Origin of the sequence: Sediminicola luteus (genome assembly GCF_002514735.1) — a bacterium.
Taxonomy (GTDB): domain Bacteria; phylum Bacteroidota; class Bacteroidia; order Flavobacteriales; family Flavobacteriaceae; genus HQA918.
Genome location: NZ_NBWU01000001.1, coordinates 25,643 through 50,472 on the forward strand (window position 1 = coordinate 25,643; position 24,830 = coordinate 50,472).

At 45.5% G+C, this 24,830-nt stretch carries 24 protein-coding genes; 10 read left to right on the top strand and 14 right to left on the bottom strand.

The window, feature by feature from the left end:
- Genes B7P33_RS07000 through B7P33_RS07010 form a run of 3 tightly spaced genes read right to left on the bottom strand, consistent with a single transcriptional unit; the run spans position 1 to position 2,039 of the window.
- A complete protein-coding gene (locus tag B7P33_RS07000) occupies positions 1-807 on the bottom strand; it encodes a glucosaminidase domain-containing protein (RefSeq protein WP_097441277.1) in 807 nt (268 codons plus the stop codon).
- Positions 804-1,706: a 1-aminocyclopropane-1-carboxylate deaminase/D-cysteine desulfhydrase gene (locus B7P33_RS07005; protein WP_097441278.1), complete on the bottom strand. Its 903-nt coding sequence runs from the start codon at positions 1,704-1,706 to the stop codon at positions 804-806. The genes B7P33_RS07000 and B7P33_RS07005 overlap by 4 nt, the downstream gene beginning before the upstream one ends.
- 6 nt (positions 1,707-1,712) lie before the next feature.
- The gene (locus B7P33_RS07010; RefSeq protein ID WP_097441279.1) at positions 1,713-2,039 is read right to left on the bottom strand and encodes a hypothetical protein; all 327 of its coding nucleotides are present in this window, start codon (positions 2,037-2,039) and stop codon (positions 1,713-1,715) included.
- A gap of 195 nt (positions 2,040-2,234) precedes the next feature.
- Between B7P33_RS07010 and B7P33_RS19360 the strand changes: the two genes are divergently transcribed.
- The 3 genes from B7P33_RS19360 (at position 2,235) to B7P33_RS07020 (ending at position 4,957) form a co-directional block, all read left to right on the top strand.
- A complete protein-coding gene (locus B7P33_RS19360) occupies positions 2,235-2,387 on the top strand; it encodes a DUF5522 domain-containing protein (RefSeq protein WP_172435882.1) in 153 nt (50 codons plus the stop codon).
- Positions 2,388-2,457: 70 nt separating this feature from the next.
- Positions 2,458-3,009 (top strand): DUF4136 domain-containing protein, encoded by a 552-nt coding sequence (locus B7P33_RS07015; protein WP_097441280.1) that lies wholly within the window; start codon positions 2,458-2,460, stop codon positions 3,007-3,009.
- Between the two features lie 193 nt (positions 3,010-3,202).
- Positions 3,203-4,957 carry an aromatic amino acid hydroxylase gene (locus B7P33_RS07020; protein WP_097441281.1) on the top strand — a complete coding sequence of 585 codons (1,755 nt, stop codon included), beginning with the start codon at positions 3,203-3,205 and terminating at the stop codon, positions 4,955-4,957.
- Between the two features lie 5 nt (positions 4,958-4,962).
- Here B7P33_RS07020 and B7P33_RS07025 read toward each other — a convergent pair whose 3' ends face one another.
- The 6 genes from B7P33_RS07025 to B7P33_RS07050 all read right to left on the bottom strand — a co-directional run bounded on the left by B7P33_RS07025 (position 4,963) and on the right by B7P33_RS07050 (position 10,153).
- Entirely contained in the window at positions 4,963-5,601 is a 639-nt protein-coding gene (locus tag B7P33_RS07025) for a DinB family protein (protein ID WP_097441282.1), read from the bottom strand.
- 95 nt (positions 5,602-5,696) lie between these two features.
- A complete protein-coding gene (locus B7P33_RS07030) occupies positions 5,697-6,365 on the bottom strand; it encodes a class I SAM-dependent methyltransferase (protein WP_097441283.1) in 669 nt (222 codons plus the stop codon).
- A gap of 6 nt (positions 6,366-6,371) precedes the next feature.
- Positions 6,372-6,995, bottom strand: coding sequence for a DUF4230 domain-containing protein (locus B7P33_RS07035; protein WP_097441284.1), 624 nt, complete (start codon positions 6,993-6,995; stop codon positions 6,372-6,374).
- Between the two features lie 48 nt (positions 6,996-7,043).
- The gene (locus B7P33_RS07040) at positions 7,044-7,562 is read right to left on the bottom strand and encodes a hypothetical protein (protein WP_097441285.1); all 519 of its coding nucleotides are present in this window, start codon (positions 7,560-7,562) and stop codon (positions 7,044-7,046) included.
- Between the two features lie 56 nt (positions 7,563-7,618).
- Positions 7,619-8,563: a GSCFA domain-containing protein gene (locus B7P33_RS07045; RefSeq protein ID WP_097441286.1), complete on the bottom strand. Its 945-nt coding sequence runs from the start codon at positions 8,561-8,563 to the stop codon at positions 7,619-7,621.
- 9 nt (positions 8,564-8,572) lie between these two features.
- The gene (locus B7P33_RS07050; protein WP_097441287.1) at positions 8,573-10,153 is read right to left on the bottom strand and encodes a M81 family metallopeptidase; all 1,581 of its coding nucleotides are present in this window, start codon (positions 10,151-10,153) and stop codon (positions 8,573-8,575) included.
- Between the two features lie 134 nt (positions 10,154-10,287).
- Here B7P33_RS07050 and B7P33_RS07055 point away from each other — a divergent pair, with 134 nt between their 5' ends.
- Complete coding sequence (locus tag B7P33_RS07055) at positions 10,288-12,525, top strand: S9 family peptidase (protein WP_097441288.1); 2,238 nt, start codon at positions 10,288-10,290, stop codon at positions 12,523-12,525.
- A 75-nt stretch (positions 12,526-12,600) separates the two neighbouring features.
- Here B7P33_RS07055 and alaS read toward each other — a convergent pair whose 3' ends face one another.
- Complete coding sequence (gene alaS / locus B7P33_RS07060) at positions 12,601-15,237, bottom strand: alanine--tRNA ligase (protein ID WP_097441289.1); 2,637 nt, start codon at positions 15,235-15,237, stop codon at positions 12,601-12,603.
- A 98-nt stretch (positions 15,238-15,335) separates the two neighbouring features.
- On the opposite strand from alaS, the gene B7P33_RS07065 reads away from it, so the two are divergent.
- From B7P33_RS07065 to B7P33_RS07085, 5 genes are read left to right on the top strand one after another with little or no spacing between them, the layout of a single operon-like run.
- Positions 15,336-16,313, top strand: coding sequence for a M23 family metallopeptidase (locus B7P33_RS07065; protein WP_097441290.1), 978 nt, complete (start codon positions 15,336-15,338; stop codon positions 16,311-16,313).
- A complete protein-coding gene (locus B7P33_RS07070) occupies positions 16,313-16,642 on the top strand; it encodes a MerR family transcriptional regulator (protein ID WP_097441291.1) in 330 nt (109 codons plus the stop codon). The genes B7P33_RS07065 and B7P33_RS07070 overlap by 1 nt, the downstream gene beginning before the upstream one ends.
- A gap of 21 nt (positions 16,643-16,663) precedes the next feature.
- Complete coding sequence (locus B7P33_RS07075; protein ID WP_097441292.1) at positions 16,664-17,251, top strand: LemA family protein; 588 nt, start codon at positions 16,664-16,666, stop codon at positions 17,249-17,251.
- A gap of 8 nt (positions 17,252-17,259) precedes the next feature.
- On the top strand, positions 17,260-17,697 hold the full coding sequence (locus B7P33_RS07080) for a TPM domain-containing protein (protein WP_097441293.1): 438 nt from the start codon (positions 17,260-17,262) through the stop codon (positions 17,695-17,697).
- Positions 17,678-18,481: a TPM domain-containing protein gene (locus B7P33_RS07085; protein WP_097441294.1), complete on the top strand. Its 804-nt coding sequence runs from the start codon at positions 17,678-17,680 to the stop codon at positions 18,479-18,481. Before B7P33_RS07080 ends, B7P33_RS07085 begins: the two co-directional genes overlap by 20 nt.
- 251 nt (positions 18,482-18,732) lie before the next feature.
- Here the strand turns inward: B7P33_RS07085 and der are convergent, their stop codons facing one another.
- Positions 18,733-20,034, bottom strand: a complete 1,302-nt coding sequence (gene der / locus B7P33_RS07090; RefSeq protein WP_097441295.1) for a ribosome biogenesis GTPase Der — start codon at positions 20,032-20,034, stop codon at positions 18,733-18,735.
- A 279-nt stretch (positions 20,035-20,313) separates the two neighbouring features.
- Here der and B7P33_RS07095 point away from each other — a divergent pair, with 279 nt between their 5' ends.
- Positions 20,314-20,808 carry a GTP-binding protein gene (locus tag B7P33_RS07095; protein ID WP_097441296.1) on the top strand — a complete coding sequence of 165 codons (495 nt, stop codon included), beginning with the start codon at positions 20,314-20,316 and terminating at the stop codon, positions 20,806-20,808.
- A gap of 58 nt (positions 20,809-20,866) precedes the next feature.
- Here the strand turns inward: B7P33_RS07095 and B7P33_RS07100 are convergent, their stop codons facing one another.
- From B7P33_RS07100 to B7P33_RS07110, 3 genes are all read right to left on the bottom strand, one after another.
- The gene (locus B7P33_RS07100) at positions 20,867-21,979 is read right to left on the bottom strand and encodes a ThuA domain-containing protein (RefSeq protein WP_097441297.1); all 1,113 of its coding nucleotides are present in this window, start codon (positions 21,977-21,979) and stop codon (positions 20,867-20,869) included.
- A gap of 13 nt (positions 21,980-21,992) precedes the next feature.
- Positions 21,993-23,219, bottom strand: a complete 1,227-nt coding sequence (locus tag B7P33_RS07105; protein WP_097441298.1) for an MFS transporter — start codon at positions 23,217-23,219, stop codon at positions 21,993-21,995.
- A gap of 328 nt (positions 23,220-23,547) precedes the next feature.
- Positions 23,548-24,420, bottom strand: coding sequence for an AraC family transcriptional regulator (locus tag B7P33_RS07110; RefSeq protein ID WP_097441299.1), 873 nt, complete (start codon positions 24,418-24,420; stop codon positions 23,548-23,550).
- Between the last annotated feature and the right edge of the window lie 410 nt (positions 24,421-24,830).

The following is a 24,830-nucleotide window of genomic DNA, read 5'->3' on the forward strand; positions in this document are numbered from 1 at the left end:
TTAGCGTCTTTTCTTTACTATCAATTGCTGACCTACCTGAAGGGTGGTCGTTTTTAGTTTATTCAATGCCATAAGTTCGTCTACCGAGATAAAATACCGGCGCGAAATAGCGTAGAGTGTTTCTCCTTTGGCCACTATATGTATGGTACGTTCGCCATCGGGTACTTCCCGAGGGGTATAATCGCCTCGGGCGATTACTTCCCTATCGTATTTATCTAGCTCGTGTCTTTCTATGAGGGCCATTAGTTTCTGCGGATATTTTCGATCCGTAGCATATCCGGCCTTACGTAAGCCGTATGCCCATTTTCGATAATCGGTAGGCTTGTATTCGAACAAAAAGGCATAACGTGATCGGGAGCTTAGAAACTCACTGTGATCGCGAAAGGATTGGTTGGGGTTATTGTATTTACGAAAGCATTCTCCCTTGGCGTCGTCATCGTGATAGACACGTCCACCGGTCCAACCTTTATGACATTTAATGCCGAAATGATTGTTCGTTCGCCGGGTCAATTGGCCTTTACCAGCACCACTTTCCAATAGGCCTTGGGCCAAAGTTATACTGGCCGGTATGCCGTATTGTTTCATTTCCGATTGCGCGATAGGTGCGAATACGGTGATATATTCTTCAGTGGAAGCAATGGGATAATATTTAAAACGCCCTGTATCTTCAATAGGTTTCGGGTTTGAAGGGGGCACGGAAACTTCCTTTTTGGCTTTTTCTTTTTTGGCATAGGTGGTCTTTTTCTTGGCTAAGCAAGAGACCAAGCTTAGGCTGATCAATCCTAAGTATAAAAACCTTTTTATCATGCGATCAAAGGTAAGTTCTTTTTTTGCAATTTTTGGTTCATGCCGGCAATGCCTTGTAAACCTCCCGTATGTATAGCCAGTATTCGGGACCCCTCAGAAAACCTTGCCGCGCTGATCATATCGAGTATACCAAACATCATTTTTCCGGTATAGACCGGATCTAAAGGAATTCCGGTAACCTGTTTAAAATCGTTGATAAAGCCAACCAATTCCTTCGACATCTTGGCATAACCCCCAAAATGGTAGTCGGCAACCAAGGCCCAATTGTCGCGTGGCGTCAACGCTTTGATTTCTTGCTTCAAAAAATCTCCTTTTAGGGCCGGGAAACCCAAAACTTCCTGATTCGGTGAAGCTCCTTGGCTTAAACCGGCTATGGTGCCCCCGGTACCCACTGCGGTACAGACAAAATCAAAACCGGTATCAATGGGGTTTAAGATTTCTGTGCATCCTTTAACGGCCAAGGTATTGGTACCTCCTTCGGGCACCATATAAAATGGGCCTAAATGACTTTCTAACGATGCGATAAACTCCAGAGAATCCTTTTCCCTGTAGCGGCTTCTACTTATAAAGTGAAAACGCATACCATGGTCGTAGGCCTGTTTCAAGGTAGGGTTATCGATCCAGTTTCCCTCCAATTCCTCGCCCCGGATCACGCCAATGGTCTTAAGACCGTGTTTATAACCCGCATAGGCCGTAGCTGAAATATGGTTCGAAAAGGCGCCACCAAAAGTAAGTAAGGTAGTGGCACCTTTTTTTTGGGCTTCCTCAATATTGTATTTGAGTTTCCGGAATTTATTCCCCGATATCCACGGGTGAAGCAGGTCTTCTCGTTTTAGGTACAATCGGATGTTTTTTTCGGCCAGTCCGGGCCAAATAATTTCCTGATTTTCCGAAATCATCTAAAACTACTTCAAAAACCGTAAAAAAGAGAAAGGGCGTCTTTTTTTCAAATAGGCGTGATCCATTTCGTGGGCATAGGCCTCTTTTTCAAATGAGATATTGCGGTAGGCCTGATACGAATCGCCATATTTGAACATGCCCACACACCATTCGATGCCATACCAAAGATAAAAGGGTAAGATGAGTAGTTCGAACTGCTGGCGTAGATGAATACGTTCGTGATTAAGCAAGACCGCATCTTGTTTAAGGTCGGTCTCCCTTAAGATAATGAAAGGCCAAACGGAGAGGCCCACATAGTCTTTATAAAAAAAATACCTGAATATGAGTATCATAGGTCGGGTCAGTGATGTACACAAATATAACTTCTTTAGGTCAACCCAAAAGATAAAAGACCTACCATAGGTCGAAAAGTAATCAACATACTGTTAGTTAACGGCCCTATACATCTTAAGAAACGCTTTCCCACCACTGCACTTCTTAAGAATTTACCCAAATGTGGACTTCTAACTTCTTGTTACCTTTGTCGTATGAAAAAAATCATCCCAGTAGAGGCCGGAGACTTCTACTTATCTGAAGAAGGATATCGGGTATTTACCGAGCAATATCACCTAAAAAGGGGCTATTGTTGTAAAAGTGGATGCCGACATTGCCCTTATGGATACGACCCTAAAAGAGGTTAGGTTACGGCATGGTTTTTGAGGTAAATAAAATTAAAACGGGCACGCTACTGGCCTTGTAAACCTTATTGTTATGAAAAACGCTTTTTACCTCTTGCTTTCCTTTGTCTTTTTGTTGGGTTCCTGTACATCGGTCCGGGTATTGTCTGACTACGATAAAGAAGTAGATTTTAATGGGTATAAGACCTATGCTTTTTATAGAACAGGAATTGACAAAGCCCAAATATCCGATTTGGACAAAAAACGAATCCTTAGGGCCGTAGAACGTGAAATGAGCCAAAAAGGCTATGTAAAATCGAAAACACCCGATTTATTGGTAAGTATTTTCACCAAAGAACGGGAACAGGTAGATGTTTATCGCAATGCCGGTTTTATGTACGGCTGGAGCCCCTATTATTGGGGTTGGGGCTGGGGCCCGGGCTTTTACGGCGATCAAGTCAGTGTAAGCACCGAAGGCTCTTTATACATAGACCTACTCGATGCCAAGAAGAAGGAGCTGGTTTGGCAGGGTAAGGGTGTTGGTACCCTTAGCGAAACCAGTAATATCGAAAAGAAGGAAGAACGCATCAACGAATTCGTAGCCAAGATCATGACACAATACCCTCCCGGTCAGGAGGGTGAATAATATTTTGGTACTTACCAAAATTTGACAGCGGAACGGGAGTAGGCACACCAACCACTCCCGTTTTTTCATTTTTAACGATCATACTTCAAAATCCCTATACATCTTTCAGCATTTTAACTAAATGCGCCCGGCACAAACCCTTGACCCTATGGGGCCATTTTTCGTATTTTTAGAGAAACCCATTTAGGCCATTATGCAATACGAAAGCAATCCCATTCTGGACAAGTTGCCCGAACACCTTAGGCAATACATCAAAGCGCAAGACTACGATGCCTATAGTGCCATTGACCAAGCCGTTTGGCGCTATGTAATGCGCAAAAATGTGGATTATCTTGGGCAAGTAGCCCATACTTCTTATGTAAACGGACTTAAAAGCACAGGTATCTCCATAGACCATATCCCGAATATGTATGGCATGAACCGTATTCTACAAGAAATAGGTTGGGCAGCAGTAGCGGTAGACGGCTTTATACCCCCTGCCGCTTTTATGGAGTTTCAGGCCTATAATGTGTTGGTAATCGCTTCGGATATACGGCAGTTGGAGAACATCGAATATACCCCTGCCCCCGATATAATTCACGAAGGAGCCGGACATGCTCCCATTATCGCCAATCCGGAATATGCCGAATACCTCAGGCGTTTCGGAGAGATTGGCTGTAAGGCCATCAGTAGTGCCAAAGATTATGAACTGTACGAGGCCGTAAGGCATTTGAGCATTATCAAGGAAGCACATGGTACACCGGAAACCGAAATAAAAAAGGCAGAAGACCATATCGCCTTTCTACAGGAAAACATGGGCGAACCATCGGAAATGGCATTGATCCGCAATTTGCATTGGTGGACGGTAGAATACGGACTTATCGGAACCGTAAACGACCCCAAGATTTATGGGGCCGGCTTGCTTTCATCCATAGGCGAAAGTAGCTGGTGTATGACCGACCAAGTAAAGAAACTACCATACTCCAGTGAAACGGCCCAAGTAGGGTTTGATATCACCAAGCCCCAGCCCCAACTGTTCGTAACCCCCGATTTTGCATTCCTGAGCCAGGTACTTGAAGAATTCGCGAATACCATGGCCCTGCGTACCGGGGGTATCAAAGGCATTCGAAAACTTATAGCTTCTAAAGCCCTTGGCACTTTGGAACTGAGTACCGGTCTACAGGTTTCCGGTATCTTCACCCGGGCCATAGACCACGAGAACAAAGCCGTTTACCTGCAGACTTCCGGACCTACCGCCCTGAGTTACCGGGAAAAGGAATTGGTAGGCCATGGGATTGAAATGCACCCCCACGGTTTTGGCTCACCTTTGGGCAAATTAGAAGGCATTAACCTGGCTATTGAAGATATGAGCCCGCGCGACCTAAAGGCCTATGACATTTACGAAGGCAAGACCGTAACCCTAGAATTTGAAGGGGGTATTACCGTTACCGGCGACATTATTACCGGTACCCGTAACCTTCAAGGCAAAATACTGTTGATTACGTTTAAAAATTGTCGTGTTACCCATGGCGAAGAAGTGCTGTTCGAGCCTGATTGGGGACTGTACCATATGGCCGTGGGCCAGCGCATCGTCTCGGCTTTTAACGGCCCGGCCGATCTAAGCTCGTTCAATTTAATCAGCCATGAGATTAAGGACACCACCATAAAAGCTAAAAAATCGGAGGAGCGCATAGCCTTGCAAAAACTCTATGCCCAAGTGCGTGATTTCCGGGAAGGCACCAATACCACGGTCTCCCGAAACAAAATTTTTAAGGTACTGCAAAACGACCACCCAACAGATTGGTTATTGGCCGTTGAACTCTACGAATTGGCCGTTTTGGGTAATGATTCCGATTTTGCCGAAGCCATAAAACAGCATCTAGAAAAAGTAAAAGGCGAAAAACCCGAAGTGGGCCATCTTATAGACGGCGGATTGGCATTGGTTGACCAAAACCTAAAAAACGCTTAAGGCTTTTACATACGACCTTTAATGAACTTGATCTGACCGTTGTGGTTGCTTTCGTGCTCAACGACGTGAAACCATTTGCAATAGTTATTGGTAGATTGATTCCCAAAGAATTTAGTGCTTTCCATTAGCCAATCGTCGGTTTTACCCTTTAAGAGTTCTTTGGTTTGATCCCGTACCTCGGCCAAAGCATCTGTATAATACGAAAGCGGGTTGCCCTTAATTTCCAGACGGCCTTTATCTCCTAAACCCATGGCCACATCCCATCTTTTTTCATCGGCTTCAGACCAGCTTCCCCAAGGTTTGTTCTCAAAGGTATGTATCTGATAGTATTTTTCCGTAGCCGCCAAATGCATTAACATAGCCCCAATACTATTGGCCTCATCGTCCAATAAAAAGTCGAGTTCCTTAACCGATAGCCCTCGTACCGAGCGCAAGACGGTCGCGCGCATCCAATCCATCATTGAAACCAGAATACTAATCTCAGGGGCATACCCTTTTCGAGGACCGAATTCATGTAAACCTAATTTCTTTTTAGGCATTTCCATACCGGCCATTCCGGAAAATGGCAGTAACAATCCGCCCCCAATCATGCTGACATTTTTAATAAAATTTCGTCTTTGATTTTTGTTTTCGAGTGTGTCCATAGGTAGTTGTTTTGCTTCAAATTATCAAAAAGACATAATTATACAACCACTCTTAATAAGAAATTAACTTTAAAATAGTAGCCTACCCTTAGGATTTAAATCAGGGTATAACATACCGTTTTAAGCACACCTTTTCCGTTTTCGGGTATTACCGACACCCATTCTTGCGCATTCCTTACCCGAAAATTAAATGGCGGGGCCAACAGATCGACCCCACTCCCCTTTTTCAAGCGAATACCTTGACCCGAAATAATATCGAGATTCGGTTCAAATTCACCCCGGGGCAAATGCTCCGTTAATATTACATACCGATACTGTGAAAGTTTACTCAATATTTGTTGTATCTCATTATTGCATAAATGTTGTAATACCTGCCGAACTAGAACTACATCGGCCTGTGGCAGCTCATCTTGTGCCGCATCTAGAGCTAAAAAACTGAGATTATCGGCCTTAAAGGTTTTTTGATTCCGTTGAATCAATTCGGGCACAATATCTAGGGCGATATATTCCTGTACGAAAGGCAATAGTTGTTTACCGATATTAAAATCGCCACAACCTAGATCACAAAGTCGAACCGGTCGGGGCAATCGGTGCAAGAATTCTTGGACGGCTTTTACATAAGGAAACACCAAGGCTGGGTCATGGGAACCTTCCCCAGAATAAAAGGTGTCGGCTGCCCCGCCCCACAGATTTTTCTCATAAATCTGGGCCATGGCCTTTCGGGTAGGCCAAGGGGTTTTCTCTTTTCTTTTCGGCTTTTCCATTATCTCCTAATCCTTCAGCAAAAGGTTACTTTCAATTACGTCTGGAGTATGCACGGGCTTGCCATGATATTCAAGTGTCCATCCCAAACTATGGGTTAGGACATACATTTTCTGTAATTCGGACAACAGGCGATTTTGGGCATTTTTGCGTAGGTCGGAAGCATCGATTTTGGTTTGAAGCGAACGCATCACCCTATTTTTAATGGCATTGTAGTCCTTGGCCTCGAACGGATTAAAATAATCTGCCGAGATATCGTAGTATTCAAAATCAGGGGCGATTTTAACCTCAGGTTCTGGGATATGATTGATTTCCAAGGTCTTTGAGGCAGCATCCAATTCGTATGTGAGTTGGGCCAAATCGTACGAAATGGCCACTTGGGCGTTTACCACAACTAAGGCCTTTTTATCGGCGGTAATCAGATTACCGAACAGTTGCTGGCTATCTTTGTAACTTAAGACCTCGGCAAAATGCCCCTCGGTTACTACCAATTTGGAGACGTTTTTTATCTCTTCCTGTATCAAGGCTGTATGGGCTTCCAAAACAGTAGCCTCCTTGTTTTGGTTATTCCAAGACTGGTAAATGAGTACGATAGCTAACGTAATGAGGGCCCCGAATAGTATTTTTCGCATATCATTGGGTGGTATGTATATACCCAAAGATATCAATTCGAAACGAGCCTATTCAGACCAAAAATCAACCAAAGTTTGTATATCGAAACCGGCCTCTTTGGACACGTAGGCATTATCCCAATAAAACTGGCCTTCAATTTGTACGAAAACACGATAATAGCCCGGGGCTAAATCTTCGAAAGATATGGTAATGGGTTGAACCTCTATTGAGGGAGATTCGCTAACAGCTTTATCTCGAATTTCGGCCTCGGTATACAAGTCTGCATTCAGCAAAGTAGCAAAATCGACCTCTTTATATTTTCGTAAGGGTTTCCCCAGTACCAGATAGACCTTGGATATGTTTTGATCGGACGACAGCTGGATTTCGTTATCGGCAGGATTTGGTTTTATAGTAAACACACCTAAATTACGCACATTCGGGTTTCCCAACACAAAACCCTCTTCAGGTACTATAGTAGGATTCCAAATCCCGGTGACCAAATCGAGTTGGGCGGCACCGCCACCTAAATCATCGGAATCACAACCTATAAACGCCAAAACCAGTACTAGCGGAAACCACTTCTTCATCACTAAGTTTTTCTTTATTGAACTGCATCGACATTAACTTTAGTATATCGAAAACGTTAAAAGTTCATGTGGGGATATTGGTTAATCATATTAGCCATCTCTTCTCGAAGTTTATTTAAGAACGCTAGGTGCCCATCGCTTTCAGGATTAAACGGTTTGTGGGCCAGTCCTTTCCTTATTTTGGCAACCATTTCCATGGTTTTCCAGTCGGCTTCCGTAATCCATGTCTGTTTAAATCGTTCCCAAATAAAGTCAATGGCCAAGGGGTTCGGGTGTATCATGTCGCGCTCGTAATAGCGGTAATCGCGCAACTCGTCCATCATAAGTTCGTAGGCTGGAAAGTAGGTTACATCGGGGCGATCTAGTACCGGACCTAAACCGGCGAATAAATGCGATTTAGAACGTTGGTTTTCTACCATACCATCTTTACTGTGCCGAACCGGGGAAACCGTAAACACCAATCGCAGCTTAGGATTCAACGTTTTTGCTAGCTCGTACAAGCTTTCCAAAGATTCTGTAACTTCTGCTGGTAACAACAACTCCTTTGAAAATTGCCTTTGGGGAATTTTGTGACAATTGGCGACCAATTGCCCCGTTTCCAAATACCGATATACCCAAGCTGTGCCCAGGGTAACCACCAAGTGGGTGGCCTGTTTTAGATTGTCCCTAAGGCTTTGTAGGCCTTGGTTTAAGTTTCCCAAGGTGGTCTCGGCGGCCAGACTCCCTAAGCTGGAATGTACCTCAAGGCTATTCCAAACCCCATAGTTACATATCAAATCGGCTTCGGAAAACGGTTTTTCCTCAACCGCCCGTTCTAAAAGTCGTGCTAGGGCCGTTGGCTGGAACGAAATTCCCAAGGGATTGGTACTACTGGGTAATTGGTAATATTCGAATTTTCGTCCCATATGGGTCGCAAAGCAAGAGCCCAAAAAGACGGTCTTTTGCCCATAACCAATGGTATTGGCTTCTCTAGTTATGGTAACCGGGGTTCGAAAATCCATTTTAAAAATTTATTCGTTGGCCAAAGGTATCCATCGGGTACTTAAATCGGGATCCTTCATATCGGCATCTAAAGGAAACATGGGACGTTTAATATTTTTATAGCCCAAGCGTTCTAGATCTTGGTCTACACCTCCAGGGGTAAGGGCCATAACCCAGTCTGCCCGTATATTATATAATTCCGGCACCAAATAGCCGATTTTAACCATGACGATATCGGCCTCACGCGGTTTCAGCCCCAAATTAGTAAAATCGGCCTCTTTATGGTAGGGCTTCCGTTTTTTGGTTACGATTACCTGTAAACTCCCCACTTGAACTACCACTTCGGTCTCGGCATGGGTATCGCCATGTCGAATGGCGGTAATGGTTCCTTCCAAAAGTACCGGTCCGGCAAAACGATTATCTACATCGGCCCCGGCCGTTGCACTGATCTGGGCACCCTTACCCAAGGCGACCGCCTTTTCCACAAAATCGGGACCAGGTATGGAGGCATAGATCAACTGCGGGCCATCGGCTTTTTTGAACTCGGGGCGTTGTAACAATTCATTCAAGGTCCAGGTAACATCGCCCGCACCCCCAGCGGTAGGATTATCGCCCATATCGCTGATTATAAAAGGCTTTTTATCGCTGGCCAAAGCTTGACGCATGGCATCTTCAAAAGTGGTAGTGGTCGCTACGAACTCAAATTCGTGCCGTACCCGCCAGAATTCCGCCGCCAATTGCTCGGCTGCCTCCGAAACTTGTTGTTCGTCATCGCCAACAGCCATGACCACCGCATGGTTGCGAGGCTCGTCGGCCCAGGCATAACCGATCCAAATGGCGGCATCGATAACCCCATTCTCTTTAGTCAAGGGGGCTACTTGGGCATAGAGACTTTTACCCGGCTCTATTCGGGTACTGGTTTTTTCACCTGGCAATAAAATAGGCACGGGAATCCAGGCCTTGTACTTGGGTTTCCCCTTACCGCTTTCCAAACGATCTAACAGATTATCTACCGCCCGTTGTTTCGATTCCAAAGCGTCTTCATGGGGTGCCATTCGATAACAAGTGATCAAATCGGAATGTTGGGCCAAACGTTCCGAAACATTACCATGTAAATCCATAGAGGTCGATATTAGGGTTTCGGGGCCCACCACTTTTCGTATCTGGGCTATCATATCGCCTTCAGGATCTTCAATGCCCTGTACGCTCATGGCCCCATGGATATCGAAAAAGAGTCCGTCGTAAGGTAAATTGGCTTTGAGTAATCGTAAGGTATGGTTCATCAACGAATCATAAGCCCGCCGCGATACGATTCCGCCAGGTAATGATTTACCCACCAAGGCAGGGTACCATTGGGCCCGGATCCTGTTTACCGAATCGGAATGCATAAAGGGATAACGGTCAAAAATAGCTTCCCCCATTTTGGAATGGAAGGCCTCCACTTCGGAAACCGCGGGGGAAAAAGTACTCGATTCAATCCCAAGACCGGCTATGGCCACCCGAGGTAATTTGGCTTCGTTGGTTGTTTCTGTTTCTTTAGGGGTCTGCTTGCAAGCTATAAGGCTACAGACCAGCCCTATCGTTAAAAATTTCCGTGATATGATTTTCATGGCATCTCTTAGTTTGGTTCCGCCTAAGGTAGCAAAACAATACCTATTGGGGTGCTAAAAACATCAAACAATCGGGCTATGTAGTGCCAATTGGCCATAGCGGCTTTATGTATCTTTACCACAAAGCTTAGCATATGTCTTCTAAATCGATATTCTTTTTCTTCTTGGGATGTTTTTCTTTCGTCCTACAGGCACAAACTGACCAAATGACCCTAGACCGTATGTTCTCGGGGGAATTCCGTCAAGATTACGAACGCACCATTCAATGGGATGCCACGGGCGACCACTATTTTACCATTGAAAAGTCGGCCAGTATCGATGGAGCCGACGAATTGGTACGCTATACCAGTGCCAACCAAGAACGTTCGGTCTTCGTGTCCGCCGAAAAACTTCGAACCCAAGGAACATCTTTACATATCGAAAGTTTTAGTCTTTCGCCAGACGGTAGTAAAGTATTGATCTTCACCAACTCGAGTCGGGTGTGGCGCTCTAATACCAAGGGAGACTATTGGGTGTTTGACCTAAATACCCAAAAACTGACCCAGTTGGGCGCTGATCTGGAGGCCTCTTCCTTGATGTTCGCCAAGTTCTCTTCGGACAACCGCTACGTCTATTATGTGCATAAATTCAATATCTATCGCGAAGATTTCAAAACCCAAACCAAAACGGCACTTACCCAAGATGGTACCGGTGCTATTATTAACGGGACATTCGATTGGGTTTATGAGGAAGAATTCGGCAAAAGGGATGGTTTTACCATTAGTCCGGCCGATAGCCGTATCGCCTTTTGGCAACTCGATGCCTCGGCGACCGGCACCTTTTACATGATCAATAATACCGACTCGATCTATTCGAGACCCATTCCGATCCAGTACCCTAAGGTGGGCCAAACCCCTTCTTCGGCAAAAATCGGTATTATCGACCTAAAAGACGACGCCATACATTGGGTAGGCTTAGAAGGCGACCCCAGACAAAATTATATTCCCGGAATCCAATGGGTTCATGACGATCTATTGCTAATACAACGGTTAAACCGCCACCAAAACCATTTGAAAATTTGGGGCTATACCCCGAGCACCAAACAATTGAAGTTAATATATGAGGAAACCGAAGATACCTGGGTAGATATAGGCTACCCCGATGTTTCGTCGGATAGCTGGGGCAATAACGACCTACCCTTGGTAGACAAGAAAACCGCATTTTTACGTATGACCGAAAATGATGCTTGGCGTCATGTGTACAAGGTAGCTATCGCAACAGGAAAGAAAACCTTGGTTACCCCATTCGACTACGATGTGGCATCGATGCGTAGTGCCACCTCTAAAGGTTTGTTCTACATGGCCTCGCCAGAAAACAGCACCCAACGCTATTTGTATTATACCGATTTGAAAGGGAAAGGCAAGGATAAACGCATTACTCCCGAAAGCTACGACGGCTTAAATGGCTACAATGTTTCCCCTAACGGAAAATACGCCATTCACAACCATCAAAGTGCCAAAAAAGCAAGAACGGTACGCTTTATTAGCCTGCCCGACCACAAGGTCATTAAAACCCTGGTAGACAATGCTAGACATACCCAGAAAATGGCCACTTTAGACCATCCAGAGGTTCGTTTTTCGCAAGTAACCACAGCCGAGGGCATTACCCTAGATGTACGCACCGTTTTGCCTACGGGTTTCGATCCTGCTAAAAAATACCCGGTCATTTTCCATGTATATGGCGAACCTTGGTCGCAACAGGCCCTAGACAAGCCCATTGGTTCCTTTAATATCTTCTTGGCCCAACAAGGATATGTGGTCATCGATATGGATAATCGCGGCACCCCATGTTTGAACGGTAGCGCGTGGCGAAAGAGTATTTATAGGAAAATAGGGCTGATCAATGCCCAAGATCAGGCCATGGCCGCCCAAGAATTGTTAAAACTCGATTATCTCGATGCCGAACGTACTGCAGTCTGGGGCTGGAGCGGCGGTGGCTCCATGACCATGAACCTGATGTTCAAATACCCGGAAATCTATAAAACTGGGGTGGCCGTAGCCGGGGTTTCCAACCAATTGGTCTACGACAATATCTATCAAGAACGCTATATGGGTCTACCCCAGGAAAACGAGGAAGATTTTATCAAAGGCTCTCCCCTAACCTATGCCAAAAACCTGGAGGGGAATTTATTGATTATCCATGGTACAGCAGACGACAATGTACACTACCAAAGCGCCGAGCTTTTGGTAAACGAGTTGATCAAACACAACAAACAGTTCGATTTTATGGCCTACCCGAACCGTTCGCACGGTATCTATGAAGGCGCCAATACCAGCCGGCATTTATACACCTTGATCGCCAATTACTTTTTGGAGCATACGCCGGTGGATTAAGAGGAAAGACTCAAAAGAAAAGCCCTGTCATCATCTGTGACAGGGCTTTTATTATTTAATGCTATTGTCTAGTTTTTATTCCAAGTACCCCTTGGCCGCAGCTAAAGCTTCGCCTAGTCCGGCTGGGTTTTTACCCCCCGCAGTAGCGAAAAAGGGCTGTCCCCCACCGCCACCTTGAATGAACTTGCCCAGTTCACGGACGATGGTTCCGGCATTCAGGTTTTTGGCCGCCGCCAATTCTTTGGAGATATAACAACTCAAAAGGGCCTTGCCGTTTTGTTCGGCCCCGAAAAGCAGAAAAAGGTTATCGGCATTGCTACCCAGTTCAAAACAGAGGTTTTTAATGGCTGCCGCATCTAAATCTACCTGCTTGGCCAAAAAGTCTACCCCGGCCACCGTTTCAATCTCGGCCTTAAGTTGCTGTTTTACGTTTTGGGCCTTTTCTTTTAATAAAGCTTCTATCTGTTTCTGTAGTTTCTGGTTTTCTTCCTGAAGATTACCCACCGCTTTTACCGGGTCTTTGGCATTGTTCAATAGATCTTTGATCTCGTACAATTGGCGGTTGTTCTGCCAATAAAACTCTTTCGTAGCATCGGCCGTGATGGCCTCAATACGTCTGATTCCGGCCGCAACGGCCCCTTCGGAAACAATCTTGAAATGCCAAAGTTCGTTGGTATTCTGCACATGGGTACCCCCACACAATTCTACCGAACTACCAAACTTTATGGTACGAACCGTATCGCCATACTTTTCACCAAAAAGTGCCATGGCCCCTTGATCTAAGGCTTGTTGCATAGGCACCGTACGTTGTTCTTCCAAAGGCAAACTGGCCGCAATACGGGCATTGACGAAATTCTCGACCAATCGTAACTCATCTACCGTCATTTTACCAAAGTGCGAAAAATCGAAACGCAGGTATTTTGAATGTACTGCCGAGCCTTTCTGCTCTACATGCTCGCCCAAAATCTCGCGTAACCCTTGATGCAATAAATGGGTCGCCGTATGGTTACAAGCGGTTCTTCTACGTTGCTTTTTATCTACAATAGCCTTAAAAGTAGCCTCGGGATCCCTCGGAAGTGACTTAGCAAAATGCACGATCTCGTTATTCTCCCTTTTGGTATCTATGATATAGGTTAGGTTACCATTGGCGGCCTCTAAATATCCTTTATCACCCACTTGGCCACCGCCTTCAGCATAAAAAGGGGTCATATTGAACACCAATTGGTATTGATCGCCCTCTTTTTTAGTGGTCACCTTGCGGTATTTCTGGATCTTGATATCGGTCTCAAGGTAATCGTAACCCACAAATTCCTGTACTTGATCGGTTCCGATAACCGTCCAATCCCCTGTGCTGGTTTCCGTAGCCTTACGGGAGCGGTTCTTTTGCTCCTCCATACGAAGGGCGAAACGCTCGGTATCTACCCCAAACCCTTTTTCACTGGCGATAAGCTGGGTAAGGTCGATAGGAAAACCAAAGGTATCGTATAACTCAAAGGCCTTATCACCCGATAGGGTCTGGCCTTCGGTGTTTTTCAAAGCGGCATCCAACAGCCCCAAACCTTGTTCCAAGGTCTTTAGAAATGACCGTTCTTCTTCTTGGATTACGTTTTCGATCAATTGCTGCTGCACCTTCAACTCTGGGAAGGCATGTTGGGCCATATAGCGCAGTTCCTTCACCAAAAGATGCATAAAAGGCTGCTTTAGGCCCAAAAAGGTAAAGCCGTATCGGATGGCCCTACGCAAAATCCTACGGATTACATAACCAGCACCCGTATTGGAGGGTAACTGCCCATCGGCAATGGAAAAAGAAACGGCACGAAGGTGATCGGCGATCACACGAATGGCGATATCGGTTTCTTCCTGTTTCCCATAATCTACCCCCGAAATAGCCTCGATTTCTCGAATGATCGGTGTAAACACATCGGTATCGTAGTTCGATTGCTTGCCCTGCAGTACCATACACAAGCGCTCAAAGCCCATACCGGTATCTACATGTTTGGCCGGTAATGACTCTAGGCTACCATCGGCCTTACGGTTGTATTGCATAAAGACCAGGTTCCAGATTTCTACCACCTGCGGATGGTCTTGGTTTACCAAACTGGCCCCGGATACTTTTTGTTTTTCTTCCTCGGAACGGATATCGACATGGATCTCAGAACAGGGCCCACACGGACCTTGATCGCCCATCTCCCAAAAGTTATCCTTTTTGTCGCCCATTAAAATGCGGTCTTCCGGAATAATGGCCTTCCAAAAATCCATGGCCTCTTGATCCAAGGCCAAGTTATCGGCATCGGTACTGCCTTCAAAAACGGTTACGTACAGATTCTCCTTGGGTATGCCATATACCTCGGTAAGCAATTCCCAAGCCCAGGAAATGGCCTCTTTTTTAAAGTACCCATTGCCCTTGCCTGCCGGATCACCAAAACTCCAGTTACCCAACATTTCGAACATGGTATGGTGATAGGTATCGCGGCCTACTTCTTCCAAATCATTGTGTTTCCCACTAACCCTAAGGCACTTTTGGGTGTCGGCCACACGATGCGACTGGGGCGTACCTATACCCAAGAAAAACTCCTTGAACTGGTTCATTCCGGCATTGGTGAACATCAGGGTGGGATCGTCTTTGATCACCATGGGTGCCGAGGGCACAATCTTATGCATTTTTTCTTCAAAAAAACGAAGGAACTGGGCTCTGACTTCTTGGGATTTCATTGATATCGGGTAAGCTTCTTAGTATCATCGCGGTTTACGAAACAATTTCTATATTTGTTGGGATAAACCAGCGCACAAAAATAGGATAAAATCCGCTTATGTCTAAGGTTAAATATTTTTACGATCCCGATACGCTTTCGTATCGTAAGATCGAACCGAAAAAATCGCGAAAGTATCGAAACATCGGGCTTTTTCTGCTGGGTTCGGCCCTTTTCGGTTTTTTGGTGGTTATGCTGTTGATGAATACCAATTTGATCAACACCCCTAAAGAACTCTCCCTGCAACGCGAACTACGGAATTACGAACTGCAGTTTGAACTGTTGGACAAAAAAATGGAGCAGGTAGAGCAAGTTTTGGCCAATGTAGAAGAACGCGACAACAATATTTATCGTTTATATTTCGAAGCCAACCCTATTCCGGAAGAGCAACGCAAGGCCGGATTCGGGGGAATAAACCGTTATAAATCGTTGGAAGGTTTCAACAATTCGGAAATGATCATGGCCACGACCCAACGGTTGGATATCATTCAAAAGCAATTGGTGGTACAGTCGAAATCGCTGGACGAGATTACCAAACTGGCCAAGGAAAAGGAAAAACTGCTGGCTTCCATTCCGGCCATACAACCCGTGAGCAACGAAGACCTTACCCGTATGGCTTCCGGTTATGGGTGGCGTTCCGACCCGTTTACCAAAGCTAGAAAAATGCACTGGGGTATGGATTTTACCGCGCCCAAAGGCACTCCTATTTATGCCTCAGGTGATGGTAAGATTACACGGGCCGACAATAAATCGTCGGGTTACGGAAAGCACATCCGTATCGATCATGGTTATGGTTATCTTACCCTATATGCCCATTTAAGCAACTATAACGTGAAGGTGGGCCAAAAGGTAGAACGTGGCGATCTTATCGGTTTTGTGGGCAGTACCGGGCGTTCCCAGGCGCCGCACCTGCATTACGAGGTATTTAAGGACGGAAAACGTATCAATCCGATCAATTTCTATTATGGCAGTTTGTCTACCGAGGAATTTGCCAATATGCTCAAATACGCCCAACAAGAAAACCAATCGCTCGATTAATGCATATCGACCTTCCTGAAAAACTGTATTATTCCATTGGCGAAGTCGCCAAGGCTTTTGGGGTGAATACCTCTTTGATACGGTTTTGGGAAAAGGAGTTCGACGAGATCAAACCTAAAAAGAACGCCAAGGGCAATCGTAAGTTTACCCCACAGGACATAAAAAACCTCGAATTGATCTATCATTTGGTGAAAGAAAGAGGTTTTACCCTAGAAGGGGCCAAAACCCATTTAAAGGAAGAAAAGAAAAAGACCTTGACCAATTTTGAGATTATCCGGAAATTGGAAGGCATCAAGGCCGAACTCATCAAGATAAAAAGTCAATTATAACACAAACCTAATCCATACCTCATGAAAAAATTCCTTCCCATATTGGTCATTTTAGGCCTACTCGCGCTGGCCGTTATGTATTATGTGAATACCAATAACCGTTTTGTAGAAATGAAAGGCCAAGCAACCAAGCAATGGGCCAATGTAGAGAGTTCGTACCAAAGACGGAGCGATTTGATCCCGAACTTGGTGAATACCGTTAAAGGGGCGGCCGACTTTGAAAAGGAAACCCTTACCGCGGTTATCGAAGCCCGTGCCAAAGCTACTTCGACTACCATAGACCCTAGCAAGCTTTCCGCCGAGAATATGGCCCAGTTCCAACAGGCCCAAGACGGACTTAGCGGGGCTTTGTCGCGTTTATTGGTGAGTGTAGAGCGGTATCCGGAGTTAAAGGCCAACCAAAACTTTAGGGATTTACAAGCCCAGTTGGAAGGCACCGAAAATCGTATTAATGTTGAGCGTAACCGCTTTAACGATATTGCCGGGGAATACAATATCGCCATTGCCAAAATACCGGCCAGCATTATCGCTAACCTAGCCGGTTTCGATGCCTTGAACCTCTTTAAGTCGGCCCCAGGTGCCGAGAATGCCCCAACCGTAGAATTTTAAGGCACCCTATGTCCAAAACCGAGGATTTTCTTAGCCTGGAAGAGGAAAAAGCCGTGGTGGCCGCCATTGTGGCCGCCGAAAAACTGACCTCTGGCGAAATACGGGTTCATCTCGAAGGCCATAGTGAAGAAACGGCCATGGCCCGTTGCCAGGCCCTTTTCCATTACCTAAAAATGGACAACACCCAAGACCGGAACGGGGTATTGATCTATGTGGCCGTAGAAGACCGCCAATTGGCCATAGTAGGCGATTCGGGTATTGACGCGGTTACCCCCGACAATTTTTGGGAGAGCACCCGAGACGCCATTCTCAGTGCCTTTAAAAAAGGGGAGTTCTCACAAGGACTGATTAATGGGGTACAGACGGCCGGACGAGCTTTGGCAAAACATTTTCCCTGGAACGATAACGACACCAATGAACTACCCAATGCGATCTCTAAAAGCTAAAATCCTTCTATTGGGTGTCTTGTTTTGGTGCGGCAATAGTGTCTGGGCCCAATTCGACATACCTAAAGTTCCGACTAAAAACAAACAAACCGCAGTTTACGATTATGTAGGACTTTTGAGTTCGGGAGATAAAGCCTTATTGTCGACCAAACTATTGGGCTATGCCGATACTACTTCTACACAAATCGTAATCATCGCCATACCCTCTACACAAGGGGAAGATATTAACCAACTGGCCGCCCAATGGGGACATAAATGGGGCATTGGCCAAGCCGATAAAGACAACGGCATTGTGGTTATGGTGGCCAAGAACGACCGGAAAATGGCCATATCTACGGGCTACGGCACCGAGCATTTGCTAACCGACCTGATATCTAAACGTATCATAGACCAAGTGATTACCCCACGGTTTAAGCAGGGCCAGTTCTACGAAGGCCTTAATGCGGGAACAACGACCATAATGCAGGTCATGAGCGGGGAATATACCGAAGACCGGGATTTTAGTAGCGGTGGCAGCAACTTTATCAGTAAGCTTTTTCCACTGATTATTTTCTTTATCATTCTTTACATTCTCAGTCGTAGGCGCGGTGGTCGTGGTGGCCGTGGACCTGGCGGACGCGGTGGTGGATTCGATATCTGGGATGCCATTATCCTCAGTAATATGGGCCGTAGTAGCGGTGGTGGCTGGAGCTCCGGTGGGGGTGGCAGCTTTGGTGGCGGTAGTTTCGGTGGCGGCTTTGGTGGCGGAGGCTTTGGAGGCGGCGGTGCTTCTGGAGGCTGGTAGGGAATTGCCTATTTTCTATTGATTATTGAATATTGAATATTGATTTTACGCTGGAATCGTGGAATCGTGGAATCGTGGAATCGTGGAATCGTGGAATCGTGGAATCGTGGAATCGTGGAATCGTGGAATCGTGGAATCGTGGAATCGTGGAATCGTAAAAGGAATGATTTTTATAGGTATACCAAAAGTAATCCCTACCAAAAACCCATTTCCATACTTCGTACTTTGGACTTTGGCCCTTGGACTTCTACCTACTTCTTCCGCATAAACACATCTATGGGAACGCCGGTAAAATCGAAATGTTCGCGTAGCTGGTTTTCCAAAAAGCGTTTGTAGGGATCCTTCACATATTGGGGCAGGTTACAGAAAAAGGCAAACTGCGGATGATGTGTAGGCAACTGCGTAATGAACTTGATCTTTACATATTTGCCTTTATAGGCCGGAGGCGTATTGTTCTCTACAATAGGCAACAACACATTGTTAAGCTCGCTGGTCTTTATCTTTTTGGTACGGTTTTGATAGACCTCTACTGCCGTTTCCAACACTTTTAACAAGCGTTGTTTGGTCAGGGCCGAACCAAAGATGATGGGCACATCGGTAAAGGGGGCAATAGCCTCTTTGATCAACTGGGTATATTTCTTTACGGTATGGGTATCCTTGTCTACCAAATCCCATTTATTCACCAAAATCACCACGCCTTTATGGTTTCGTTCGGCCAACCAGAAAATATTCTGCACTTGTCCGTCGAAGCCACGGGTGGCATCGAACAGTAAGATACAGACATCTGAATGTTCAATGGCACGAACCGAACGCATTACCGAATAAAACTCCAGGTCTTCGCGCACCTTACTCTTTTTACGGATTCCGGCCGTATCGACCAAGTTGAACTCAAAACCGAAACGGTTGTATTTGGTATCGATACTATCGCGGGTGGTTCCGGCTACATCGGTTACGATATTACGTTCTTCACCGATAAGGGCATTGATAAAGGAAGATTTTCCGGCATTGGGCCTACCGACTACGGCAAAGCGTGGCAGTTCGGTCTCTTCTTCCGCCCCTTCAGGCAATACTTCTACCAAGGCATCGAGCAACTCACCGGTACCACTTCCGTTTATACTACTCAAATTGTAATACTCGCCCAAGCCCAAAGCGTAGAATTCTACGGCATCGGCCTCACGTTTGGCATTATCCACCTTATTTACCGCCAAGAAAACCGGCTTTTCTACCTTATAGAGCAATTTGGCCACTTCTTCGTCCATTCCGGTAATACCCGATTCTACGTCAACCATAAAAATAATGGCATCGGACTCATCTATGGCCAGTTCTACCTGTTTGTCGATCTCTTTTTCAAAGACGTCGTCGGAGCCCACCACATAACCACCAGTATCGATAACGGAGAACTCTTTCCCGTTCCAATCACTCTTACCATAATGACGGTCGCGTGTAACCCCACTTACGGAATCTACAATAGCTTCCCTACGCTGTATCAAACGGTTGAACAAGGTAGATTTACCGACGTTTGGCCTACCTACAATGGCGACAATGGCTCCCATAGCTCTAATTTAAGGCGGTAAAGGTAGTGAACTCGCCTGAACTTTGGCCAAATGCAACAAAATGAGCGTAACTATAGCCTGTACTTTTTAAAATTCAGTAACAAACATTATAGGTTTTAATCCAATCCTAGGCCTGGCAGTGACCGCATTCCTATAAAGTTGCACTCACCCTCGGCCCCTCTCGCTCAGGAGAGGGGTGATTGATTGGCACGTTTATGTCTCAAAAAGCAAATTCCTTAAAAAAACATATATTGAAAGACCAATCAACTACAACCAAACATGGAATTATCGAACGAAGTCGTATTGCGGCCCCGGTTCCAACGGGAATTGACCAGCGATGCCCAAACGGTTCTAGACCGTTTTCATGAGGCCAATAGCCAACAAGACCAATTTGTGGTGAATACGGTAGAACATCATGTTTTTATCCGCTATCCCAAAAACAACCAAACCTTTTGGACCCCCCAATTGCACTTGGAAATTGAAGACCGGGAAGATAGTGACGGGAGTTTGTTACGGGGCCTGTTCGGACCTAAACCGACCGTATGGACGCTCTTTATGTTCCTGCACTTTGTGGTAGTGACCCTTTTTTTGATACTTGGTGCTTGGGGTTATAGTTTATGGACCCTGGAAAAATCGCCGGTATGGGCGGTAGTGGGTATGTTTACCATGGTAGTACTTTGGTTCTTGCTTTATTTTGGTGGTCGCTTGGGTAAAAATTCACGGACCGACGAAATGTTGGAACTGCACGCCTTTATGGAGTCTATCATCCACTAACACCCCATAAAAAAACCGCTCCCAAATGGAAGCGGTCCTTTCGTTACGGGGTTACCCCCTATTTTTGGTCGGTTACTTTCATGTTCTTACTTTCCCAATATTCGTTTTTCTGGAAAGCGTACTGACTCGGGTTGTATTCCCCGATCACATCTACATTGGCTTTGGCAGGCACTTTATCACCCAAAGACCAAATGATTCCGTTTACCAACAAACGTCGGGTGCCTTCTACCAGCAAATCGCTGGAAGAGCCCACGGTACTGGCAAAGGCCATACCTTTTTTACCACCAGGCAATTGATAGGGCTTTGTCCAAGCTACCGGCATCATGGGGTCGTTCAACTTCTGCCCTTTTTTATTGGTATCGGCCACTTCACTATCGCTAGGCTTCATCCCATACCAGACATCATTTGCATCGTATTCCCCAGCACGGTTGATCACTTGGCCCAATATCATGGGCTGTACCCCATCCAACATAGGCAAACGCACGCCGTATACATCGGTAGACCCCCAAACATCGGCATCTTTGATACCATTGGTTATCGGATGCGAAGCACTTTCGGCCGCTACGATACCGCGTGTACTTTGATGTTTATGATGCCCATGGTGTGAAATCCACTTTTCACCTAACACCAATCTGCCGAATCCGTCTGCCCATTCTTTTTTATCGCCCTTATACCCATTTTTATAATGGATATAGGAAGAATTAGCGTCATCAGCAAAATTAAAGGCATGGGTAGAAGTACGGATTCCCACAACCGGACGGCCCGATTTCAGATACTCGTCGATATGCTTCATCTGGGCATCGGGCAATTTTCGGAAACGTGTAAAGATGACCATAAGGTCGGCATCGGCCAAGGCCTCTAAACCGGGAATGTTCATACCGTAATTCGGATTAATTACCCCAGGAACCGAAGGTTGTTGTGCGAACAATACCGTACAATCGTAACCATAGCGGGTCGACATGATTTTGGCCAGCATGGGCAAGGCCTCTTCGGAACGGTATTCTTCGTCACCGGAAACAAATACTATTTTTTTGGCGTCGGCTTTACCGCCGTTAAAGGACAGCCATTGCCCCGATTCATTTTGTCCCAATTGCCCCACCACTGGCTTTTGGGCCGTACAGCCTATTAGTATTACGAACAGACTGCCTAACAGTAACTTGAAAAGTTTCATTTTAAAAAGGTTTTTATGCGGTGGCTTCTTTTTTATTTTTTAACCAGAAATACAATATGGTGAACAATACAATGAGGATTCCGGGGAACAGCATCATGGTCCCCATGGTAGCCTGACCCGATACAAGGGCAAGCTCATCGCCGGTAAAGCCCTGTTGGGCGGCTTCGGCCGTATTCGAATCTATCCACCCTCCGATAATAGGCTGGAAAATGGAACTGGAAAACATACCTACAGCACCGATAATAGACATTCCCAAGGCACCACTCTTAGGTACTTTGGTAGCTACCAAACCAATCATATTGGGCCAAAAATAGGCGATACCTAAAGCAAAGAACACCGCGGCTACATATGCCATTGAACCGGTTTGGGTACTGAATAGATATATCCCTATAGTAGCTAGAACGGCTGACCCCAAAAGCACCCCGGTCTGATCGAACTTGGCCACCATGTTCCCACCAAAATAGCGAGCCACAGCCATAAGTCCGGCCGTTAAGGCTAATATAATCATCGGATGGGCACCACTTTTTGACAGAATCGGGCCTACCCATTGGTTGGGACCAAATTCAGAAATGGCGGTCAAGGTCATACAAACCGCTATAAACAAAAATAGTGGTGTAAACATGGCTTTGAGGTTGCCACCCATGGTAGCAGCTTCTTCCACCTTAGCCTTGGGCCAAGACTGCCCCCAAAACAATACGGCATAAATTACGGTTGGGATCAAAAGCAACCATACTTGGTCACGACCTAAAATCCCCAAGTTATCGGTCATAAAACCAGATAACAGACTCCCTAACGCAATTCCGCCAGGGAACCACATATGAAAACGGTTCAACATGGTACTTACCGCATTACCTTCATAGGCATCGGCAATCATAGGGTTACAAGCGGCTTCTGTACAGCCATTACCCAAGCCAATAAGCAAATTGGCCATAAGCAGCCCCACGAAGCTACCCGAGAAAATCAATAATAAAATACCGACGGCGTGAGCGAAGAAGGCAAATTGCATAATAACCTTACCCCCTACTTTGTGGTAGATAAGACCACCAATGACCATAGAAATGGGAAAGCCCAAAAACCACATTGAGGTGGCAATACCGGCCTGACTCGCGGTCAAACCTAATTCCGTTTTAAGCTGGTCGAGAATACCCGCCGCAATGGCAAAAGAAAATGCCGTTGTGATCAAGGCAAAACAACTGGCGTAAAACAGTCTGTTTTTGTTAGTTCCGGAAAGTTGTTCCATAGAGTTAATCGTTTAGATTGGTACGTAAATTTTATTAAGAGTCCTTACTTACGGGGAATCCCACCTCACTCCAGCAGCAGGGTTGCTCATTTTTTAGCAACTCAATATAAGCATAAAGCCGAATAATCAAGATAAAATACCACCAATAACAGGGCGGGCTAGATAGAAGAACCGGGTAAAACCCCCATCTCAAACGATTGCGGAGGACATGAAAAAAATTGTGATATTTTACCCCTCAAAGGAAGGCATCCGAATCGAGTCATTTATACCAAACCAAGGATAACAGCCACCTACAAAACGTAAACAACCTAAAGAATAACAGTCTGTTCTAAGCCAAACCTTGATAAAGCTTTCTATACTCACTAGGCCGTTTACCCGTAACGTTCTTAAATTGTTTGTTGAAATTGGACAAGGCATTGAAACCGCATTCAAAACTGATCTGGGCTATACCCATATCGTCTTCGACCAATAGTTTTTTGGCATGTCCAATTCGGATATCGGTTACGAACTGCCCAAAGGTTTTATTGGCCCGCGGCTTAAAATACCTACAGAACGAACTCGGGGTCATATGTAATAGTTCGGCCACCTCACTTACCGACACCTCTTCATGAAAGTGTTCGGAAACATAATCGTGTACGATTTCCATACGTTGGGCATCACTGCCCTTTAATGTGTTCTTATAGCCCGAACCTGCCAAGAGTTTAAAATCGGGGATTCGCGACATAAAATCGAGCAATTCGAAAAGATGTACCACCCGGGCAAAGCCCTCGAGTCCGTCAAAAGCCTTCATTTTATCACGAATGGCATCGCGGGCCTCACCGGAATAATGGATACCGCGCATGGCATTTTTTAATAAGCGATCTATCTTATTAAAACGTTCCTTACCGGAAAGCAGTCCTTGTAACAGGCCTTCATCAAAATACAAAACCATACCATGGGTGAGCAGACTACTACCCTCTTCAAAATATTTAGCATCACTACGCCAGAGATGGGGCACATTGGGACCGGTAAAAACCAAATCGCCCGTTTCAAATGCCCCGACATGATCGCCGATATACCGCATGCCATGCCCATCTAGAATCATGGAAATTTGATACTCTGGATGGAAATGCCATTTCGGATTGAAATGGGGACTTACCAAATCTTTAAAAACGATAACCTCATCTACCGTAAGCGCTTTTTCAATCGTTGGATTAGCCATAATATTCCTTTTTTACCCTACCAAAACAAATATAGGACAAAATTGAGTAGGTTTTTGCCATTAGCGAGGAAGCGCCAAGTCTTTTTGCGTGTTACATTTGTAACATCAATACGCGTAAAACCAAATGCTTTTTTGATACCGAACCTAAAAATGGAATAGCAACCTACTATTCCGATATATAATAAAAAAAGGCACCGTTATACCGATGCCTTTACGATCCACCAAAGCCTGCGTCTTGGTTACGGACTTGTTCGTGACTATGGGCGCAGGATTTTTTTTCGATAATCTGGCCTGCCGGGTTCATTTATTCCTTTACGTTCGTTTCTACATAACTACCCTCAGATTTCCGGTTTAATCCAAAAACACTCAAGAATCTGAATTTTTCTTTAGTTTCATGAACCTAGCCTCTT

Coding starts and splice junctions, on each gene's coding strand:
- B7P33_RS07000 (WP_097441277.1), bottom strand. CDS start 807: ATGATAAAAAGGTTTTTATACTTAGGATTGATCAGCCTAAGCTTGGTC.
- B7P33_RS07005 (WP_097441278.1), bottom strand. CDS start 1,706: ATGATTTCGGAAAATCAGGAAATTATTTGGCCCGGACTGGCCGAAAAA.
- B7P33_RS07010 (WP_097441279.1), bottom strand. CDS start 2,039: ATGATACTCATATTCAGGTATTTTTTTTATAAAGACTATGTGGGCCTC.
- B7P33_RS19360 (WP_172435882.1), top strand. CDS start 2,235: ATGAAAAAAATCATCCCAGTAGAGGCCGGAGACTTCTACTTATCTGAA.
- B7P33_RS07015 (WP_097441280.1), top strand. CDS start 2,458: ATGAAAAACGCTTTTTACCTCTTGCTTTCCTTTGTCTTTTTGTTGGGT.
- B7P33_RS07020 (WP_097441281.1), top strand. CDS start 3,203: ATGCAATACGAAAGCAATCCCATTCTGGACAAGTTGCCCGAACACCTT.
- B7P33_RS07025 (WP_097441282.1), bottom strand. CDS start 5,601: ATGGACACACTCGAAAACAAAAATCAAAGACGAAATTTTATTAAAAAT.
- B7P33_RS07030 (WP_097441283.1), bottom strand. CDS start 6,365: ATGGAAAAGCCGAAAAGAAAAGAGAAAACCCCTTGGCCTACCCGAAAG.
- B7P33_RS07035 (WP_097441284.1), bottom strand. CDS start 6,995: ATGCGAAAAATACTATTCGGGGCCCTCATTACGTTAGCTATCGTACTC.
- B7P33_RS07040 (WP_097441285.1), bottom strand. CDS start 7,562: ATGAAGAAGTGGTTTCCGCTAGTACTGGTTTTGGCGTTTATAGGTTGT.
- B7P33_RS07045 (WP_097441286.1), bottom strand. CDS start 8,563: ATGGATTTTCGAACCCCGGTTACCATAACTAGAGAAGCCAATACCATT.
- B7P33_RS07050 (WP_097441287.1), bottom strand. CDS start 10,153: ATGAAAATCATATCACGGAAATTTTTAACGATAGGGCTGGTCTGTAGC.
- B7P33_RS07055 (WP_097441288.1), top strand. CDS start 10,288: ATGTCTTCTAAATCGATATTCTTTTTCTTCTTGGGATGTTTTTCTTTC.
- alaS (WP_097441289.1), bottom strand. CDS start 15,237: ATGAAATCCCAAGAAGTCAGAGCCCAGTTCCTTCGTTTTTTTGAAGAA.
- B7P33_RS07065 (WP_097441290.1), top strand. CDS start 15,336: ATGTCTAAGGTTAAATATTTTTACGATCCCGATACGCTTTCGTATCGT.
- B7P33_RS07070 (WP_097441291.1), top strand. CDS start 16,313: ATGCATATCGACCTTCCTGAAAAACTGTATTATTCCATTGGCGAAGTC.
- B7P33_RS07075 (WP_097441292.1), top strand. CDS start 16,664: ATGAAAAAATTCCTTCCCATATTGGTCATTTTAGGCCTACTCGCGCTG.
- B7P33_RS07080 (WP_097441293.1), top strand. CDS start 17,260: ATGTCCAAAACCGAGGATTTTCTTAGCCTGGAAGAGGAAAAAGCCGTG.
- B7P33_RS07085 (WP_097441294.1), top strand. CDS start 17,678: ATGCGATCTCTAAAAGCTAAAATCCTTCTATTGGGTGTCTTGTTTTGG.
- der (WP_097441295.1), bottom strand. CDS start 20,034: ATGGGAGCCATTGTCGCCATTGTAGGTAGGCCAAACGTCGGTAAATCT.
- B7P33_RS07095 (WP_097441296.1), top strand. CDS start 20,314: ATGGAATTATCGAACGAAGTCGTATTGCGGCCCCGGTTCCAACGGGAA.
- B7P33_RS07100 (WP_097441297.1), bottom strand. CDS start 21,979: ATGAAACTTTTCAAGTTACTGTTAGGCAGTCTGTTCGTAATACTAATA.
- B7P33_RS07105 (WP_097441298.1), bottom strand. CDS start 23,219: ATGGAACAACTTTCCGGAACTAACAAAAACAGACTGTTTTACGCCAGT.
- B7P33_RS07110 (WP_097441299.1), bottom strand. CDS start 24,420: ATGGCTAATCCAACGATTGAAAAAGCGCTTACGGTAGATGAGGTTATC.